We start from the raw sequence: 18,576 nt of genomic DNA, 5'->3' as shown, positions 1-18,576 counted from the left end.
CGATTAATAGTGGCATTTACCGCATTCTAAACCTCCCATTTGCGCTGCAGTTAATTTCTCTACACCGTATTTTTTAGAAAGTTCAGCATGAATTTTTTCATAGTATGCGTTTCCTTCCATCTTAACATCAGTTTTTCTATGGCAATCAACACACCATCCCATTGTTAATTTAGAATATTGCTTCATGATTTCAAATTCTTGTACTGGACCGTGACAAGTTTGACATTCAACTCCTGCAACAGAAACGTGTTGTGAGTGGTTGAAATAAACGAAATCAGGAAGATTATGAATACGAACCCATTTAACTGGCTGTGTTTTTCCAGTATAAGCTTGTTTAGTCTTATCCCATCCAACAGCATCGTATAATTTTTGAATTTGAGCATCGTAAAACGCTTTGCTGTATTCAGCAGTAGCAGTAGTTTCAGCAACCTCAGAAATATTTTTATGACAGTTCATACAAACATTTAGAGAAGGAATACCAGCAGTTTTACTTACACGTGCAGCAGAGTGGCAATATTTACAATTGATCTCATTGTCTCCAGCGTGAATTTTGTGAGAATAGTGAATTGGCTGAATTGGCTCATAATTTTGATCAACACCAACCTGCATCAAATATCCATACACAAAGTAACCACTAGCTAAAAGCAGGAATATAGAAGTAACTAATACCAAAAATTGATTTTTAGCAAAAGCTTTCCAAATTGGAGTTCTACCCTCTTTTGGAGCAACTTCAATTCCGTTATTGCTGGCAACTTTAGTCAATACTTTGTTCACCATGAACAACATAACAACTAAAATAGCCATTACAAGAGCAAGAGCTCCTAAAATAATGTTGTTAGAAATCCCTCCGCCTTCAACGTTAGTTCCAGGAGGAGTAGCAGCACCGCCTGCAGCTGCAGCCGGCTCAGCTTTTACTTCAGAAGTATAAGCGATAATATTATCAATATCACCTGTAGATAATTGAGGAAAAGAAGTCATTACTGCCTTGTTGTTTTCCTCGAAAAGTTTAACAGCAACAGGATCTCCTGATTTAATCATATCAGAACTGTTGTGTACCCATTTGTAAATCCAAGCCATATCGTGCTTAGAAGCAACGCCTCTTAAAGCGGGACCTGTTGATTTAGCATCTAATTTGTGACATGCAGCACAATTTGCATTAAAAAGTTCTTTCCCTTTTACCGGATCACCACCAGATGCAGCAGCCGGAGCAGCAGCTTCAGTCGCCGCAGGAGCTGCAGCAGGATCTTGAGCAAATGAAGTTAGGGAGAAAATCAACGTTAGCGATAAACTAAGTAATAATTTTCTTGAGATCGAATTATGGTTACCCACCTTTTTCATATAGTATAATAATTATCTACTAATTTTTGGTATGATTTTTTCTGTAATAAATCAGACTAAAATTAATACCTTCTTTTAAAACTTGCACAAAAATACGACTTATGAACTATTCTCAAAACCTTAAAATAGTCTTAAATATCAATTTATATCAATTCTAAATAATATTAAAATTTTACATACAAACTTTAAATAGTATTTTTGCATAAAAACCATCACATTATGAGAATTTTAAGCTCTTCAAAAAACGTTTTCTTAACATTAACAATGTTGACATTAGGATATAATATTCATGCTCAAAGCCAAAATTTAACACTAAATCAAGACCCTAAATTTGAACAGTTAATGAACGACAAACGTAAATTTAACACATCAATAAGTACAAACGATTCTTATAGAATTCAAATTTTCAGCGGTAAAAGCGAAGACGCTAAAAAGACATTATCTGACTTTAAAAGAGAATATTCGAACATAGACGGAACTATAATTTTTAATACTCCTAACTACAAGGTTATTGTTGGAAATTTCAAATCCAGAATAGAAGCCGAAAGAAATCTGGTTGACATTCGAAAAAAATACAAAAGTGTCTTTTTATTAAAGCCAGGCAAATAATTAAAGACATATAGAATAATAAAAAAAGCGAGATAATTATCTCGCTTTTTTTATTATTCATAGATTTCAAAGTAAAAACTTTTAAATCAATTTACCACTTTAATTCCATTTGCTAAAAATCGAATCTCTTCTTTTGGTGTATTAATTGCATCTATTTCCGCTTTTGATTTTTTAGCATCTTTAGCATAATGCTTTAACTCATCAACTGAAGTTACTTTTTTCTCAGCGCTACCTTCTAAAACCACATTTTTACCTTTTAAGGTGGTTGGAACAAAAAATGCATAATCTTTCATTTTCACAAAGAAAGACACCCCATCTTCTGCTTTAAGAGTTATCCAGCACCCTCTTTTCTCACAAACATTTGTTACCTCTCCTTTTACAGCAACTCCTTCTGTCCTTTTCGTGTTTTTTAATTCACTTTCTAACTTCTTAACAGAAATTGCTTTGTTTACAACATCACTAGAAACATCTGTTCCATAATAATCCCCAACTAAAGCATTACCAGCTGGCGGTGAAGGCTTCTCAACACTTTCCTGCGAAAATGACAATGTAGAAAAACTTATAAAAAGCGTAAAAGCATATATTGACAATCGTTTCATAATTTATATAATTTTATCAAAAATAATATTAAAATCTGAAATATAAATACCCTTTTCTAAGCTCGTGACATTTCTTTTTTCACCTCTTCAAAATCAGACAAAAAAGCCGAATTAACACACAAACACTCAACAACTGCCTGCCCCATAACTCTTCCCATTTCAACATCGCTATACCAGTGCGCATTACAAATAACACGGCTTTCGCCAAAGTCATGTCCGCGTTTTAAAATCTCTTTTTGCTTATACGGAAAAAGCTTAATCAAAACCAAAGACCATGCCCAGCCTACAGCCGCATGACCCGAAGGAAAAGAACCAACTTTATATAATATATTTTCCTGGTCAGGAGTGCAGGTTTTTTGATTATTAACCATAAACGGCCGTTCTCGTTTATAATAATTTTTAGCAGCATAAGTAATCCTGCATCAGTCATTACCCTTCGCATAAGAACATAGAGTTTAGGAGTTTTTGTTTCACTAATTTCTATACCTAAAATTGGCTCAAATGATCTAACAGCAAAAGGAAAGGACAGATCTGCATCTCTTGCAGCCAGTAAAAAACGCTCCTTATCCTTAGACTCAACAGCCTTTTTTGCATGTTCCAAATCAAGATCAAAAAGACTGGAGTTATGCTCTGGAGGCGGCGACAATAAAAGAAGACTATTAGGCATTTCTGCTTCAGACAAATATCCATCCAGCAATGCAGGCATTATCTGCCTTAACTGCTGAACGTTTGTAAAATTACTAACAGCATTATCTGACTTAAAGCGTTTCCTAAAAACTGCATTAATAATACGAATTACCATTATCTTCATATCCACCACAAATAATTTCCATTCAAATTATCTATTCTATTTAAAGACAAAGAAACAAACAATCCTAAAATCACACCTAATTCAAATCACTCATTTACGTTTCATATTATAAAATGAAACACATTTTTATAAAAAAGTTTTTTCAATACCACACTTACACACAAAATCTTTTTAAACAAAAAAGTCCCAATTTTCATTGGGACTTTTTAATATTAATATTGAATATTATTTCAATTTCTTCTTGATAGCTACTTCATGGTAAGCTTCAATCACATCGCTAATTTCAATGTCATTAAATCCTTTAATTTGAATACCACAGTCATAACCTTTTGTTACTTCTTTAACATCATCTTTGAATCGTTTTAAAGCAACCAATTCACCTGTATGAACTACAACTCCATCTCTAATAACTCTAATTTTAGAAGTTCTTAAGATTTTACCATCTGTTACCATACAACCTGCAATTGAACCTACTTTAGAGATTTTGAAAATCTCACGGATTTCAGCAGTTCCTAAAACTTCTTCTTTCATTTCAGGAGCTAACATTCCTTCCATCGCATCTTTCAAGTCGTCAATAGCTGCATAAATAATAGAGTAGTAACGGATATCGATTTCTTCCTTATCAGCAAGTTGTCTTGCATTTCCAGCCGGACGAACGTTAAATCCGATAATAATCGCATCAGATGCAGAAGCCAGGTTAACGTCAGTTTCTGTAATTGCACCAACTCCTTTGTGGATAATATTAATTTGAACTTCTTCTGTAGAAAGTTTAGAGAACGAGTCTGATAACGCTTCAACAGATCCATCCACGTCTCCTTTAAGGATTACGTTTAATTCTTTAAACTGACCAAGAGCAATACGACGTCCAATTTCATCAAGGGTGATATGACGTTGTGTACGTACAGATTGTTCACGCATTAATTGAGAACGTTTAGATGCAATTTGTTTTGCTTCTTTTTCATCTTCAAATACATTGAACTTATCACCTGCAGTTGCAGCACCGTCAAGACCTAAAACAGATACCGGAGTTGAAGGACCAGCAGTTAAAACTGTATGCCCTCTTTCATCATGCATAGCTTTCACTTTTCCATGATGTTTTCCTGCCAGCATATAATCTCCAATTTTTAAAGTTCCATGCTGAACTAAAATCGTAGACACATATCCTTTACCTTTATCTAAGTAAGCCTCAACAACAGTTCCCTGTGCTGCCTTATTTGGATTAGATTTTAAATCTAAAATCTCTGCTTCTAATAATACTTTTTCAAGTAATTCTTTCACACCCAATCCTGTTTTTGCAGAAATATCATGTGATTGAATTTTACCACCCCAATCTTCAACAAGCAAATTCATACCTGCTAATCTTTCTTTAATTTTATCAGGGTTAGCATTTGGCTTATCAACTTTGTTGATAGCGAATATAATTGGAACTCCAGCTGCCTGAGCATGACTGATTGCCTCTTTAGTTTGCGGCATGATATCATCATCCGCAGCGATTACGATAATAGCTATATCTGTAACCTGAGCTCCACGCGCACGCATCGCGGTAAACGCCTCGTGACCCGGAGTATCTAAAAATGCGATTTTTTGTCCATTATCAAGAGTAACTCCATATGCTCCAATGTGCTGTGTAATACCTCCAGACTCACCAGCGATAACATTTTCTTTACGAATATAATCCAGTAAAGATGTTTTACCGTGGTCAACGTGACCCATTACTGTAACAATTGGCGCTCTTGTTACTAAATCTTCTTCTCTATCTTCAACAACTTCAATTGCTTCTTCGATATCAACAGTTATAAATTCAACATCATAACCAAATTCATCAGCAACAATTGTTAATGTTTCAGCATCCAGACGCTGGTTCATGGTTACCATGATACCAAGAGACATACAAGTTCCAATTACTTTAGTAATCGGCACATCCATCATGATTGCAATCTCACCAACTGTAACGAATTCTGTAACCTTAATTGTTTTACTTCCTTCGTCAAGAGCCCTTTGTTCATCATCAGATTTCTGACGGTGTGTTTCTCTTTTATCTCTTCTATATTTAGCCGCTTTAGATTTACCTCCCTTCCCTTGAAGTTTTTCAAGAGTTTCTCTAATTTGGTTTTTTACTTCTTCTTCTGTAGGCTCTACTTTTGCAACAATTGCAGGGCGGTTTCCTTTTACAAAACCAGGTCTTGCGTTTCTGTTAGCATTAAAGCCTCCACCAGAATTTGGTGTAATTTTATTCGGATTTGGTGTTCCCGGCGCATTACCCGTTGCAGGTTTTGGCGCACCCGGCGTACCAGGTTTAGGAGCAATTCTTTTACGCTTATTTTTATTAGCGTTATTATTATTCCCAACTCCAGGAGTTCCTGGTTTATTTGGAGTAATTTTTGGATCTTCTTTCTTTTTCTTAGGCTTATTAAATTGAGATAAATCAATAGTCTGCCCAGTAAGAGTCGTTCCAGATAATTTTTGATATTGAGTAGTGATTGTTTCCTCTGCAGTTGTTGGATCCGTTGAAATAATTGGCTCCTGAGCTGTTTTAGAACTTTCAGCTTTTACTTCTTTTTTCTCAGTAATAATAGGCTTTTCTACCTTTTTCTCTTCAGAAACAACAGGAGCTACAGGCTCAGACTGTACAGTTTCTTTTTGAACAGGTTTTTCTGTTTGAGTTGGAGTAACAGTTTTAGGTTCCTCAGCTTTTACTGGCTCTTCTGGAGAAACAGCTGCAGGTTTCTTTGGATTTAAATCAATTTTACCTACCTGTACAGGTCCTGAAACAACAGCTCTGGCTTTGATTATTTCCTGCTGTTTTTGACGCTCCTCTTCTTGTCTGCGTTTGTCTTCAATTTCTTTCTCACGCTCTACACGTAATGCTTCTTTTTCTTTTCTTTTTTCTTCTCCAACCTCTTTAGAAGCTTCCTTATTCCCCTTATCGCCCGCAAATTGACTTTGAAGGATATTAAATTCACTGTCAGAAATTTTTGCATTTGGATTTGCATCAATAGCAATTCCTTTATCTTTTAGATAATCTACAGCTCTTTCTAACGAGATATTTAATTCCCTTAAAACCTTATTTATTCTTATTACTCTCTCTTCAGACATATAACCTTTTTATTATTACCTTTTTTAGTTGTGTTGTTAGAGCAGATAAAGCTATTGCTTAACTATCAAACTCTTCTTTTAGTATTTTCATAACATCTAGAATTGTTTCCTCTTCTAAGTCTGTTCTTCTTACTAAATCTTCTACGTCGTGTTTCAAGATACTTTTTGCAGTATCTAAACCTATTTTAGCAAACTCTTCAATTACCCATTCTTCGATTTCATCTGAAAACTCTGTTAATTCAACATCGTCTTCATCTGCAACTGTACCAGCAACATCTCCTTCACGAATAACATCCAGCTCATACCCTGTTAATTGACCCGCTAATTTAATATTATGTCCGCCTCTACCAATTGCTTTAGAAACTTCTTCTAATTTCAAGAAAACTTCAGCTCTTTTACTTTCTTCATCTATTTTGATTGAAGAAACTTTTGCAGGGCTCAATGCTCTTGTAATGAACAATTGAATATTGTTTGTATAATTGATTACATCAATATTTTCATTTCCTAACTCACGTACAATTCCATGAATACGAGATCCCTTCATACCTACGCAGGCTCCAACAGGATCAATTCTGTCATCATACGAATCTACAGCAACTTTTGCTTTTTCTCCCGGAATACGAACTACATTTTTAACCGTAATTAAACCGTCGAATACTTCTGGAATTTCCTGCTCGAATAATTTTTCTAAAAACTTCTCAGAAGTTCTAGACATAATAATTTGAGGTTTGTTTCCTTTTAATTCAACGCTTTCAATAATTCCGCGTACATTATCTCCTTTACGGAAAAAGTCAGAAGGAATTTGTTTTTCTTTTGGAAGCACAATCTCATTCCCTTCATCGTCTACTAAGATAACAACTCTTGGGCGAACGTGGTGCACTTCGGCAGTATAAATATCACCAATAATATCTTTAAATTGTTTATAAAGATTTGTATTATCGTGTTCGTGAATTTTAGATATTAAGTTTTGACGCAAAGCCAAAATAGCTCTTCTTCCTAAGTCAATTAATTTAACCTCTTCAGAAACTTCCTCACCAATTTCAAAATCCGCCTCGATCATTCTTGCTTCAGTCAAAGTAATTTCTTCGTTCTCAAAGTCCAGATCTTCATCAGCAACGATAACTCTTCTTCTCCAAATCTCCATATCTCCTTTATCAGGATTTATAATGATATCGAAATTATCATCAGAACCGTATTTTTTCTTTAGTGCATTTCTAAACACGTCCTCCAAAATTGCCATAAGCGTTACACGATCAATAAGTTTATTATCTTTAAACTCTGAGAATGAATCGATTAATGCTAAATTTTCCATGCGAATTCTTTAATTAAAATGTTACTGTAACAACTGCCTCTTTTATCTCTGTATAAGGTATCTGTTGTTCTTTTTGAACTGTTTCTTTTCCTTTTCCTACTTTTTTTGGTTCTCTTGCCTTCCAAGACAAAATTATAAAAACATCGTTAGCTTCTATCAATTCTGCCTCGATTTTTTCATTATTTGTAGTAACAATCAACGTTCTACCAATATTTTTCTTGTATTGTCTTATCAATTTCAAAGGAGATCCCACTCCAACTGATGCTACTTCAAGCGAAAAATCCTGCTCTTCACGATCCAGATTGTTCTCAATTGCACGACTAATATCAATACAATCCTGAAGCGCAACTCCATTATCTCCGTCTAAACCAACACTAATTTTAAAAGAATCCGAAACAGCAAGATCAATCAAAAAGATCGATGGCTTTTCCAGAAGTGCTTCTGTAATTAATTCGTTTACCTTTTCCTTAAATGTCATAATTTTATAAAAAGAGGGGACACTTAGTCCCCTCATTATTTAGATTTTAATAAATAACGGTGCAAATATAGTGATTTTTTTATAAATCAAATAAATAGATTGCTGCAAAAATAATCGTTACCTTTATAATACCAAATATTAACAAGTTTTTTAAACCCCTTAATCCTAAAATCATGAAACGAATTTTAGTACCTACTGATTTTTCAGAACACGCAGAACATGCCTTAAAAGTCGCTGCTCAAATCGCTAAAAAAAACAATTCTGAAATTACAATTTTACACATGCTGGAATTACCACATCAAACTAACGATGCAATATTTGGAGGCGTCAGCATTCCCGAAACCATGCTTTTCATGCAAAAAGCAAACGAAACTTTAGATAAAGTTTCTAACAGCCCATTTCTTGAAGGAATCTCGATAACCGAAATGGTAAAAATGGACAAACCAATAAATGGAATAACACAAATAAGCAAAGAACAAGATATTGACCTTATCATCATGGGATCACACGGATCATCTGGAATGGAAGAACTTTTAATTGGATCAAACACTGAAAAAGTTGTTAGAAATTCTGAAGTTCCTGTTCTTGTAATCAAAAAAGACACTACAGATTTCAATGTATCTAATATTGTTTTTGCCTCTGACTTTACAGATGAAACCAAAAAACCTTTTCAAAAACTATTAGACTTCGCTAATTTTTTTGATGCAAAAATACACTTAGTTTCTATATGCACCCCTAACAGCTTTAAACCAACTCATGTAACCGAAAAAGCTCTTCAAAATTTTGTAAGCGAATTTAACCTTACTAACTACTCAACTCACATCTACAATGACACAAATATAGAGAAAGGAATTATTAACTTCTCAAACAGCATAAATGCAGATATTATTGGAATGTGTACACACGGAAGGACAGGTTTTGCTCATTTCTTTAACGGAAGTATCAGCGAAGGATTAGTAAACCACTCCATCAAACCTGTTTTAACAGTAAAAATATAAAAAGCTTTCAAAAAGAGCATTGCATAAAAAAAGCCTCTCATATCTGAGAGGCTTTTTATGTTGGTCTACTAGGACTCGAACCTAGAAAGACGGCACCAAAAACCGTAGTGTTACCATTACACCATAGACCAGCAGTGCGGTTAAGCGGGTGCAAAATTAAAACTTTATTTAATTTATGCAAATTTTTAAAGCAACTTTTTTAAAATAAAAAAAGCCTCTCAAAAATGAGAGGCTTTTCTGTTGGTCTACTAGGACTCGAACCTAGAAAGACGGCACCAAAAACCGTAGTGTTACCATTACACCATAGACCAGCAGTGCGGTTAAGCGAGTGCAAATTTAAAGTTTTATTTAGTTTGCACAAACTTTTTAACCAAAAAAAATCATTTTTTTAGTTTTTTTTCACTTTAAAACCACAAGTATTCTTAAAAACATCTCATATACAACACATTACTCTTTACAGATACTTTTATAGAATTTTTTGTTAATGCTCGTTTCTTTACATAAAAAAACATTTTCTTTGTAGGATTGAAAACATACAAAATTTTAATACCTAAATATGGCACAATTCAATTTCAATAAATGGAATACAATTATTGGTTGGTTTGCATTTGCAATCGCTTTAATTACTTACACACTAACTGTTGAACCTACGATGAGCTTTTGGGATTGTGGCGAATATATTGCTACAGCGGCTAAACTTGAAGTCGGCCACCCTCCGGGAGCACCTCTATTCCAAATGATGGGAGCCTTCTTTGCAATGTTTGCTATAGATGCGCAGCATGTAGCGGTAATGGTAAATATGATGTCTGTTTTTTCAAGTGCATTTACAATTTTATTTATGTTTTGGTCTTCGTCTATGATTTTAAAGAAAATTGTAGCACGTTTTGCCGAAATTGATCAAAACAATTCTATTGTTATTTTAGGAAGTTCTTTTGTTGGAGCTCTAGCCTATACTTTCTCTGACAGTTTTTGGTTCAATGCTGTCGAAGCCGAAGTGTATGCAATGGCATCACTATTAATTGCTTTGCTTTTTTGGCTTGGACTACGCTGGGAACAAGACATGGACAAACCAAAAGGAAACAAATGGCTATTAATTATTTCTTTAGTTGTAGGCCTTTCATTTGGGGTTCACTTTATGGCTTTATTGACAATTCCATCAATTGGATTCTTATATTATTTTAAACACTACGAAAAAGTAACCATAAAAAACTTTCTTATCGCCAATGTTGTTGTAATTGGAATTTTATTATTCATTTTTAAATTACTTCTTCCTTTAACTATGGCTTCTTTTGGTAAAACCGAAGTTTTCATGGTAAACAATCTTGGTCTTCCTTTTAACTCAGGAACTATTTTTGTGGTTTTAGTTTTAATTGCTTTCTTCTATTTTGGATTAAAATTCACAAAACAAAAAGGACTGATTTTTTATAACACAATCATTCTTTGCATCTTATTTATTTTAATTGGTTTTTCTACCTGGATGATGCTTCCGGTACGTGCTAATGCCAACCCGGTAATTAACGAAAATAAACCATCAGACGCTGCAGAGGTTCTGGCTTATTACAATCGTGAACAATATGGTGTAAACCCTTTATTTTACGGACCTCAATACACAGAAGTTTTTGCCGGACTTGATGCTAAAACTCCATATTTAGACAAAAAACCAAACTACGAAAGAGATTATAAAACAGGTAAATATATCATTACCAACAATTATAAAAATGCAGAACAAAATTCTGATGACAATCAAAAAACTATTCTGCCAAGAATGTGGAGTACAGAAACGGGTCACATTCAAAATTACATCAGTTTTACAAATCCTCCTAAGTTCAGAATCAATCCAAATTATGATTATGAAGAGGATTTAGCAAAATACGGCATAGACGCAAGCCAATTAACTGAAGAAGAATACAATAAGGCTACAGCACAGCTTCGCAATGAAGTTGAAAAAACAATTTCTGAATTCAGACATGCTTATGCTCAAAAACAAATTGACAACGAAGGATATGTAAAATTCCTAAAGAGTTATGGAGATTATTTAATAATCGAGAAACCAACTGCTGTTGACAATTTCAGTTTTATGTTCGAATACCAATTTGGATACATGTACTGGAGATATCTAATGTGGAACTTTGTTGGACGCCAAAGCGATGTTCAGGGAAAATATGACAACTTAGACGGAAACTGGATCAGCGGTATCAAAGCTCTTGATTCTCTTCATTTAGGTTCTCAGGACAATTTACCTTCTGATGTTTTAAACAATAAAGGAAGAAACGTTTACTATTTCCTTCCTTTTATTTTAGGCTTAATTGGATTAATGTATCATGCTAATAAAGACCTTAAAAGTTTTTATGTTCTTTTAGCATTATTTTTATTTACCGGAATTGCTTTAAAAATATATTTAAATGAAAGACCTTTTGAGCCTCGTGAAAGAGATTATGCTCTTGTTGGATCTTTCTATGTATTTGCAATCTGGATTGGTTTTGGAGTTTATTCTTTATATGAAAGCTTCAAGAAATATGTTGCTCCAAAAATTGCCGGACCAGTAATTATTGCCGGAAGTTTATTAGCAGCGCCTATTTTAATGGCTTCTCAAAACTGGGACGATCACGACAGATCAAACAGATATACTGCTGTTGCAATGGCAAAAGCATACTTGAGTTCTTGCGATAAAGACGCTATTCTTTATACTATTGGAGACAATGACACCTTCCCGCTCTGGTATGCTCAGGAAATTGAACATTATAGAACTGACGTGAAAATTGTTAACACAAGCCTCTTCATGACAGACTGGTATATCGATCAAATGAAAGCAAAATCATACGAATCAGACCCTCTGCCAATATCATTTACACATAGTCAATATGTGGGTGATAACCTGGATTATGTAGCTTATATTCAAAAAATTGATACGCGCTGGAATATAAAAGACTTTCTTGATTTTATTAAAAATCCAAAATCGACTGTAGGCTTACAAAATGGACAGACTATTCATTTTTATCCAACAAATAAAATCAGAATTAACGTTGATAAAAACACTATCATCAAAAACAAAGTTGTAAACCCTAAATACAATGATTCAATTGTTCCTTATATGGATATTGATATTAAAGGAAGAGCTTTATACAAAAATCGTTTAATGATGCTGGATATCCTGGCTAATAACGATTGGAAACGCCCTATTTATTTCAGCGGTGGTGCTTTTGATGATGAAGATTATTTATGGCTTAAAGATTACCTGCAATTAGACGGAATGGTTTACAAATTGGTTCCAATTAAAAACACACCTTCTAAAGACGGCGGCCCTATGGATATGGGACAAATCGACGCTGATAAAATGTACGATATTGTAATGAAATGGGATTGGGGCAACAGCGAAAGCAACAAAATCTATCACGACCCGGAAACAAGAAGAAACAGTATTACCTACCGTACAAACTTGTCTCGTTTGATGAACCAACTTATTGCTGAAGGCAAAAACGATAAGGCTAAAAACATTATCAATTTAGCCATGACAAAAATGCCTTTGGATAAATTTGGCTACTACTCATTAGTTGAACCTTTTGCGGGCGGTTATTATAAAGTTGGTGAAACAGCTAAAGCTCACGATTTATTAGACAAATTGGTTAATAAATACAGAGAAAATCTGGATTACTACAAAACTTTAAGCGGTTCAGATCAGACAGATTTAGCAATTGATATTATTACAGATATTGAGCGTTACAGAAGCTTATTGCAAGTTATGAAAGATAACAACGACAACGCTTTCTACGAAAAACACAAAACAACTTTTAATACGTATGTAAATATTTTTGAGCGTTTTGGACGCGAAAAAGAATAATATACGAAAATTATATTGATTAAAAAAATGCGGCGCTTCTTGATAAAAAGCGCCGCATTTTTTATTTTTACATGTATCTAAATCAATCCAAATGAGCTTTTATTGGGTAAAAACTAATTCATTTATAAAAAAGATATTTTCTAAATATTGCTGGGATATCCCAAACAATGAAAAGAAAATATACTTAACATTTGATGACGGCCCTACCCCTGAAATTACTGACTGGGTTTTATCTGAATTAAAAAAATTCGATGCTAAAGCTACTTTCTTCTGTATTGGAAAAAATATCAAAGCCAATTTATCTTTATTCGAAAAACTGATTAGAGACGGACATTCTATTGGAAACCATACCATGAACCATGTAAATGGATGGAAAATACACACTAATGATTATATCGAAAATGTAAAAAATTGCGCCCAGATTTTAGAAGAAGAAATAAAACCAAACAATTTGATATTTCGCCCGCCTTACGGAAAAATCAAAAAAGCGCAGTCTAAAATTTTAAGAAAACTAGGTTACAAGATCATAATGTGGGACGTTTTGAGTGCTGATTTCGATCAGTCTATTACCCCTGAAAAGTGTCTTGAAAATGTAACTAAAAATGTAAAATCCGGAAGTGTAATTGTATTTCATGACAGCATAAAAGCTTCGCCAAATTTAAAATTTGCTCTGCCAAAAACGCTTCATTTTTTAAAAGAAAACGGATATAAATTTGATATTATACACTGATAATATCTTTTAGAAAGAATTATTATACATTGAATTGCTCCTGAACAATTCCGATAAGTGTATTTGCATCAAGCTCTCCAGATTGTCTCCAGATCATTTGTCCTTCCTTGTATATCATTAAAGTCGGAAGTCCTTTAATTCTTAATGCTTCGGCTAGTTCCTGATTTTTATCAACATCAATCTTAATTACTTTTGCTTTGTCGCCTAGTGCCGCCGCAACATCCTTTATTACCGGATGCATCAATACTGATGATTCGTTCCAATCTGTGTAGAAGTCAATTAACACTGGAACCTGAGCATTTATAAGTTCTCCAAATTTTGACATAAAACCAAAAATTTAATTCTTTTAATCTATTAAAAAGAGATAATTAATACAAATGTAGCATTTTTAACGAATTAAGCCACATTCTCGCCTTTTTTTAGTTCAATCACTGTGATTTCAGGCATAATTCCAACTCGTCCTGGATAGGCGTGAAAACCAAATCCCCGGTTTACATAAACGTATCTTCCGGCTTCTTCGTATAATCCGGCCCATTGTTTATAAATGTACTGCGCAAGGCTCCATTTAAAATATCCCGGAATTTCAATTCCAAACTGCATTCCGTGTGTATGCCCTGCCAGAGTTAGATGAAAATTTTTAGGATGCTTTTTAATTTCATATTCCCAATGACTTGGATCGTGGCTCATTAAAACCTTAAAATCATCTTTATGAAGATTCTCCGATGCCTTATTCAAATCACCAGCTTTTTTAAAATTAGCGCCCCAATTTTCAACTCCAACCAAAGCTATTTTGTCTGCTCCTTTTTGAATATATTTATTTTCATTCAGCATTAAATCGAAACCAATTTTACCATACAGGCTTTTAATTTCGGCAAAATTTTCATCCTTTTCTTTTTCAGAAGGCCAGGTTACATATTCACCATAATCGTGATTTCCTAAAACTGCAAATTTTCCGTATTTATAATCTTTGATCCTGTTAAAAGTTTCCAGCCACGGATGCATTTCTTTTGCATGCGTATTTACAATATCTCCTGTAAACAGGATCATATCTGCTTCCTGCTCATTAATCAAATCAATTGCATAATTTATTTTTTCAGGATTATCGAAACTGCCGCTGTGAACATCTGAAATCTGTGTTATTTTAAAGCCGTCAAATTCGTCTGGAAGATCTGGAAAATAAATAGTCTGTTTAAATACTTTAAAATTATATTTTCCTTCAAAGATTCCGTAAATTAAAGACAAGAAAGGAACCGCTGCCAAACCCAAAGCTATTTGGCTCACAAATTTTCTTCTTTCAGGCATCATTTCTTTTCTAGGCGTATTGTAAACAAAATAATTTAGAATACTAGCTCCTACTCTAATAATATCTTCTCCAAACATTATTAATGTAAGAACAATTTTTGGTACATAAACCAACAGCATTAATCCTGTAGTAAACATAAATTGTTTGGTCTGCCCTACAGAACGATCAACCTGAGAAAATGAATAAATAATAAACAGCAGAATAAGCAGGCTTATAACCTGATAACTAACTAAAACCCATCTAAGTTTTATTAAGGTGCGAAAGGCTTGATAGGAATAGAACTCAATAAATATAAAAAGAGCACATAGAATTACAAAACGAAGGATCATTATTTACAGTTTTAAGCAAAGTAACAAAGAATGAAAATTTTATTGCTTTTTATTATCAAAAATTTAACTCAAATAATAGCAAAAGCCGATAGATTTCTCTATCAGCTTTTGCGACCAAATTATTCAAAACCTTTATTCTACAACAAGCCTTGTTGTATTATTTTTGAGCTTTTGCCGCTTCTGGCTTAGCTTCTGCTTTTTTAGCTTTTTTATCTGCTTTTTTCTCTTTCTTAGCAGCTTTTGCTTCTTTTGCCGGAGTTTCTTTTACTGGAGCTGTTTGAGCGTTTACCATTGCTGTTGTTCCTAAAACTGCTACTGCTAATAAAATTAATTTTTTCATGATTGTAGATTTATTTGATTATTATTTCATTATTTATACCTCAAAGATATAACCAGTAAATGAAGACAAAATGAAGATCGAACCAATCTGAAAAAATTAACTTTTAATTGTGTTTTGGTTCTTCCGGAAACAATAATGTAAAAACTGTTCCTTCGTCCAAAACAGACGTAACTTTTATTTCAATATGATGAAAAACGGCAATGCTTTTAGCAATAGCAAGTCCTAAGCCCTGTCCTTCCTGATCAGAACTTACTCTTGCAAATCGGTTAAAGATATTTTCGATTTGAGATTCATTTAAACCAATTCCAGAATCTGTTATTGAAATAAAATAGTGATGGTTCAAAAATCCGTCAGTTACAATAATGCTTCCCTTAGATTTATTATACTTAATGGCATTTGTAACCAAATTATAAATTAGAATATGAATTAAGGTTTTATTTCCCGTAAAGGCAAAATCATGTTCTGCTTTATTAATAAACTGAATTTCTTTATCATCAATACGATCCTGAAGATCTTCCTGCAGATCTTTTATTATTTCCTGAAAACTGATATGTTCATTAGCTGCATATTGATTGTTTTCGATTCTGGAAATCAGCAATAAATTATTGATGATTTTTTTCAGCATATCTAACGTCTTCAACGAACCCGCAATTTTATCAACTGCATTATCATCTAAAGAGTCATTTTGCAATAAATTTTCCAGCTTGTTTTTTAATAAAGCAATTGGCGTTAAAAGTTCGTGAGAAACATTCGAAATAAATTGTTTTTCTTTTTTGAAAAGCTCTGCAATACGATCCATCATTTGATTTAAAACCAAATCTAATTCTCTAAAATCCCTCGATTTTGCATTTATGGGCGTATGGTCAAAAACTTCGGGTTCATTGACTCGCCTTATTTTAGTATCAATAATTTTATAGAAAGGTTTCAGTAAATATTCGATATAAAAAGTATCTGCCAGAAATGTCACAAAAAGAATAACAACCAAAACAACAATTATAAACAGTTTAATAATAAAAGTTAAGTCTTTTACTTCGCTTAAACTGCTTCCAATTTCTAACTGATAATCTTGATTTTCGTAACTAAAATGATGCTGCAGAATTCGGTATTCATTTTCTTCGCCTTCAATAATCCGGTATTCGTTACTAAAACTTGTTCTTTTTTGATGTGGCTTAAACGGCGCTCTCGAAAGTACCAAAAATTCGTTATGAAGTGTAGAAAACTGGGAATAGGTTTCAGTTGAATCATCTTCATTTTCAATAAAATCATTAATTTCCTGCTGATTTAAATGATCGATGAATTTCTTCTTTTTTTCAATTAACCCATTATTGATATGTCTGTAAACCACATTTTCAACCAAAATAGGAAGCATGAGCCACAAAATCAAAATTACCAACAACCTTGTTAGTGCATTAAAAATGGCTAATTGATGTTTTATCTTCACGAAAATCTATTTATTCATTAATACGATAACCCACATTTCGAACCGTTTCAAACCAATCTATTGAAGTGTGTTTGTCTAATTTTTTTCGAAGATTTCGAACATGAACATCTATAAAATTAGAATCTGAATTTATTTCCAGAATGTCTCCCCAAATATGTTCTGTTAATTGCAGTCTTGTAATTACTCTGTTTTTATTCAAAACCAAATATTGAAAAATATCAAATTCCTTTTTTGTTAAACTCAAAGGCACTTCATTAAAACTCACTTTATAATCCTGAAGCTGCAGCAAAAAACCGTGAATACTTAAGTTATTTAAAGTAAAACCATGAATTCGTCGGATTACGGCAAACAATCTGGCTGCCAATTCTGTCAAAGCAAAAGGTTTCGTTAAATAATCATCAGCTCCCAGATGAAGCCCATTAATTCTATCATCTAGTTCACCGCGGGCAGTAAGTACAATTACTGCAATTTTTGATTTTGTTTTTCGAATGGTCTGCAAAACCTCAAAACCATCTCCGTCCGGCAAACCAAGATCAAGCAGCATAGCATCATAATCATTGCTTCCAAATTCTTCGAGAGCATCGGCACAATTATTCGCAATTTTACAGATATAACCTGCTTTGCACAGAAAGTCGTAAACTTCAACAGCAAGTTCTTTATTATCTTCTACAATTAAAACATTCATAAAACAAGACATTTATGCGCAACTAAAATTAATCAATTATCAAAAGTCCGGCTGCACATTATTAAAAAATTAACGAATAAAAAAAGCTGACAAATTTCTTTATCAGCTTCTTCAATCGCATTCATCATAATCATTATTCCTGTTTTGCCCTCGTTACAATGTTTCGAAAACAAAACGAGAATAATTCTTACTTTTTCACAGCTGCTGTTTCTTCTTTTGGAGTTTCAGCTTTTGCTTTTTTATTTCCTTTGTGATGGTGTTTTGTAGCTTTTACTTCTTTTGCCGGCGCTGTCTGAGCTGGAGTTGTTTGAGCACTAACCATTACACTTGTTCCTAGAACTGCTGCTAATACAATAAATAAATTTTTCATGACTTTTTAATTTTTAAATTAATTACTTTTTATTCTAATTTTTTTGTTTGTTTATTTTTTTACTTTTGTCGTTTCAGGTTTTGGAGCTTCACTTTTTTCTGATTTTGCTTTTTTATCAGATTTATTTTTTGGGTGTTTTGTTGCTTTTACTTCTTTTGCAGGAACTGTTTTACCATCTTTTGCTGGAAACGCATGAACCATTGCACTTGTTCCTAAAACTGCCGCTAATACCATCAATAAATTTCTCATGATTTCTAAGATTTAAATTAAATACCTTTTATTTTACAGTTCAAAATTAC

General features: G+C 33.3%; 17 protein-coding genes and 2 tRNA genes. 4 read left to right on the top strand and 15 right to left on the bottom strand.

The annotated features are described in order from the left end of the window. Positions 1–3 precede the first annotated feature (3 nt). Complete coding sequence (locus tag PQ462_RS03170) at positions 4–1,338, bottom strand: c-type cytochrome (protein WP_012023710.1); 1,335 nt, start codon at positions 1,336–1,338, stop codon at positions 4–6. A 219-nt stretch (positions 1,339–1,557) separates the two neighbouring features. Between PQ462_RS03170 and PQ462_RS03165 the strand changes: the two genes are divergently transcribed. Then, positions 1,558–1,947 carry an SPOR domain-containing protein gene (locus tag PQ462_RS03165; RefSeq protein WP_012023709.1) on the top strand — a complete coding sequence of 130 codons (390 nt, stop codon included), beginning with the start codon at positions 1,558–1,560 and terminating at the stop codon, positions 1,945–1,947. An 86-nt stretch (positions 1,948–2,033) separates the two neighbouring features. On the opposite strand, the gene PQ462_RS03160 is transcribed toward PQ462_RS03165, so the two are convergent. The 5 genes from PQ462_RS03160 to rimP all read right to left on the bottom strand — a co-directional run bounded on the left by PQ462_RS03160 (position 2,034) and on the right by rimP (position 8,243). Continuing rightward, complete coding sequence (locus PQ462_RS03160; protein WP_274252333.1) at positions 2,034–2,546, bottom strand: DUF4920 domain-containing protein; 513 nt, start codon at positions 2,544–2,546, stop codon at positions 2,034–2,036. A gap of 56 nt (positions 2,547–2,602) precedes the next feature. After that, positions 2,603–2,917, bottom strand: coding sequence for a phosphatase PAP2 family protein (locus PQ462_RS03155; RefSeq protein ID WP_274252332.1), 315 nt, complete (start codon positions 2,915–2,917; stop codon positions 2,603–2,605). A 665-nt stretch (positions 2,918–3,582) separates the two neighbouring features. Beyond that, positions 3,583–6,453 (bottom strand): translation initiation factor IF-2, encoded by a 2,871-nt coding sequence (infB, locus tag PQ462_RS03150; RefSeq protein ID WP_012023706.1) that lies wholly within the window; start codon positions 6,451–6,453, stop codon positions 3,583–3,585. Positions 6,454–6,511: 58 nt separating this feature from the next. After that, positions 6,512–7,765, bottom strand: coding sequence for a transcription termination factor NusA (nusA, locus tag PQ462_RS03145; RefSeq protein ID WP_012023705.1), 1,254 nt, complete (start codon positions 7,763–7,765; stop codon positions 6,512–6,514). Positions 7,766–7,778: 13 nt separating this feature from the next. After that, positions 7,779–8,243 (bottom strand): ribosome assembly cofactor RimP, encoded by a 465-nt coding sequence (rimP, locus tag PQ462_RS03140; RefSeq protein WP_044047587.1) that lies wholly within the window; start codon positions 8,241–8,243, stop codon positions 7,779–7,781. A 173-nt stretch (positions 8,244–8,416) separates the two neighbouring features. On the opposite strand from rimP, the gene PQ462_RS03135 reads away from it, so the two are divergent. Continuing rightward, a complete protein-coding gene (locus PQ462_RS03135; protein WP_274252331.1) occupies positions 8,417–9,241 on the top strand; it encodes a universal stress protein in 825 nt (274 codons plus the stop codon). Between the two features lie 60 nt (positions 9,242–9,301). On the opposite strand, the gene PQ462_RS03130 is transcribed toward PQ462_RS03135, so the two are convergent. Both PQ462_RS03130 and PQ462_RS03125 read right to left on the bottom strand, forming a co-directional pair. Continuing rightward, a tRNA-Gln gene (locus tag PQ462_RS03130) sits at positions 9,302–9,372 on the bottom strand. A gap of 109 nt (positions 9,373–9,481) precedes the next feature. After that, positions 9,482–9,552: transfer RNA gene (locus PQ462_RS03125), tRNA-Gln, on the bottom strand. A 245-nt stretch (positions 9,553–9,797) separates the two neighbouring features. Here PQ462_RS03125 and PQ462_RS03120 point away from each other — a divergent pair. Further along, positions 9,798–13,079, top strand: coding sequence for a glycosyltransferase family 117 protein (locus PQ462_RS03120; protein WP_274252330.1), 3,282 nt, complete (start codon positions 9,798–9,800; stop codon positions 13,077–13,079). A gap of 91 nt (positions 13,080–13,170) precedes the next feature. After that, on the top strand, positions 13,171–13,809 hold the full coding sequence (locus PQ462_RS03115; protein ID WP_012023701.1) for a polysaccharide deacetylase family protein: 639 nt from the start codon (positions 13,171–13,173) through the stop codon (positions 13,807–13,809). Between the two features lie 22 nt (positions 13,810–13,831). On the opposite strand, the gene PQ462_RS03110 is transcribed toward PQ462_RS03115, so the two are convergent. From PQ462_RS03110 to PQ462_RS03080, 7 genes are all read right to left on the bottom strand, one after another. Then, a complete protein-coding gene (locus tag PQ462_RS03110; protein ID WP_012023700.1) occupies positions 13,832–14,134 on the bottom strand; it encodes a thioredoxin family protein in 303 nt (100 codons plus the stop codon). A gap of 71 nt (positions 14,135–14,205) precedes the next feature. Next, positions 14,206–15,441 (bottom strand): metallophosphoesterase, encoded by a 1,236-nt coding sequence (locus tag PQ462_RS03105; protein WP_012023699.1) that lies wholly within the window; start codon positions 15,439–15,441, stop codon positions 14,206–14,208. A gap of 157 nt (positions 15,442–15,598) precedes the next feature. Continuing rightward, positions 15,599–15,781 (bottom strand): hypothetical protein, encoded by a 183-nt coding sequence (locus PQ462_RS03100; RefSeq protein WP_012023698.1) that lies wholly within the window; start codon positions 15,779–15,781, stop codon positions 15,599–15,601. A 103-nt stretch (positions 15,782–15,884) separates the two neighbouring features. After that, entirely contained in the window at positions 15,885–17,150 is a 1,266-nt protein-coding gene (locus PQ462_RS03095) for a sensor histidine kinase (RefSeq protein WP_274252329.1), read from the bottom strand. An 82-nt stretch (positions 17,151–17,232) separates the two neighbouring features. Beyond that, a complete protein-coding gene (locus PQ462_RS03090; RefSeq protein WP_121362340.1) occupies positions 17,233–17,907 on the bottom strand; it encodes a response regulator transcription factor in 675 nt (224 codons plus the stop codon). Positions 17,908–18,094: 187 nt separating this feature from the next. Continuing rightward, on the bottom strand, positions 18,095–18,277 hold the full coding sequence (locus PQ462_RS03085) for a hypothetical protein (RefSeq protein ID WP_012023695.1): 183 nt from the start codon (positions 18,275–18,277) through the stop codon (positions 18,095–18,097). 51 nt (positions 18,278–18,328) lie between these two features. Further along, the gene (locus PQ462_RS03080; RefSeq protein WP_274252328.1) at positions 18,329–18,526 is read right to left on the bottom strand and encodes a hypothetical protein; all 198 of its coding nucleotides are present in this window, start codon (positions 18,524–18,526) and stop codon (positions 18,329–18,331) included. Positions 18,527–18,576: the final 50 nt, after the last annotated feature.

This window comes from Flavobacterium sp. KACC 22758, from assembly GCF_028736135.1.
Classification (GTDB): domain Bacteria; phylum Bacteroidota; class Bacteroidia; order Flavobacteriales; family Flavobacteriaceae; genus Flavobacterium; species Flavobacterium johnsoniae.
This window is presented reverse-complemented; position numbering and strand designations above follow the sequence as displayed.

Bases quoted from the DNA above. Each gene is read 5' to 3' on its own strand.
- PQ462_RS03080 (WP_274252328.1), bottom strand. From the start codon at position 18,526: ATGAGAAATTTATTGATGGTATTAGCGGCAGTTTTAGGAACAAGTGCA.
- PQ462_RS03155 (WP_274252332.1), bottom strand. From the start codon at position 2,917: ATGGTTAATAATCAAAAAACCTGCACTCCTGACCAGGAAAATATATTA.
- PQ462_RS03110 (WP_012023700.1), bottom strand. From the start codon at position 14,134: ATGTCAAAATTTGGAGAACTTATAAATGCTCAGGTTCCAGTGTTAATT.
- PQ462_RS03100 (WP_012023698.1), bottom strand. From the start codon at position 15,781: ATGAAAAAATTAATTTTATTAGCAGTAGCAGTTTTAGGAACAACAGCA.
- PQ462_RS03105 (WP_012023699.1), bottom strand. From the start codon at position 15,441: ATGATCCTTCGTTTTGTAATTCTATGTGCTCTTTTTATATTTATTGAG.
- PQ462_RS03170 (WP_012023710.1), bottom strand. From the start codon at position 1,338: ATGAAAAAGGTGGGTAACCATAATTCGATCTCAAGAAAATTATTACTT.
- PQ462_RS03165 (WP_012023709.1), top strand. From the start codon at position 1,558: ATGAGAATTTTAAGCTCTTCAAAAAACGTTTTCTTAACATTAACAATG.
- PQ462_RS03090 (WP_121362340.1), bottom strand. From the start codon at position 17,907: ATGAATGTTTTAATTGTAGAAGATAATAAAGAACTTGCTGTTGAAGTT.
- infB (WP_012023706.1), bottom strand. From the start codon at position 6,453: ATGTCTGAAGAGAGAGTAATAAGAATAAATAAGGTTTTAAGGGAATTA.
- PQ462_RS03115 (WP_012023701.1), top strand. From the start codon at position 13,171: ATGAGCTTTTATTGGGTAAAAACTAATTCATTTATAAAAAAGATATTT.
- PQ462_RS03120 (WP_274252330.1), top strand. From the start codon at position 9,798: ATGGCACAATTCAATTTCAATAAATGGAATACAATTATTGGTTGGTTT.
- PQ462_RS03135 (WP_274252331.1), top strand. From the start codon at position 8,417: ATGAAACGAATTTTAGTACCTACTGATTTTTCAGAACACGCAGAACAT.
- nusA (WP_012023705.1), bottom strand. From the start codon at position 7,765: ATGGAAAATTTAGCATTAATCGATTCATTCTCAGAGTTTAAAGATAAT.
- PQ462_RS03095 (WP_274252329.1), bottom strand. From the start codon at position 17,150: ATGCTTCCTATTTTGGTTGAAAATGTGGTTTACAGACATATCAATAAT.
- rimP (WP_044047587.1), bottom strand. From the start codon at position 8,243: ATGACATTTAAGGAAAAGGTAAACGAATTAATTACAGAAGCACTTCTG.
- PQ462_RS03085 (WP_012023695.1), bottom strand. From the start codon at position 18,277: ATGAAAAATTTATTTATTGTATTAGCAGCAGTTCTAGGAACAAGTGTA.
- PQ462_RS03160 (WP_274252333.1), bottom strand. From the start codon at position 2,546: ATGAAACGATTGTCAATATATGCTTTTACGCTTTTTATAAGTTTTTCT.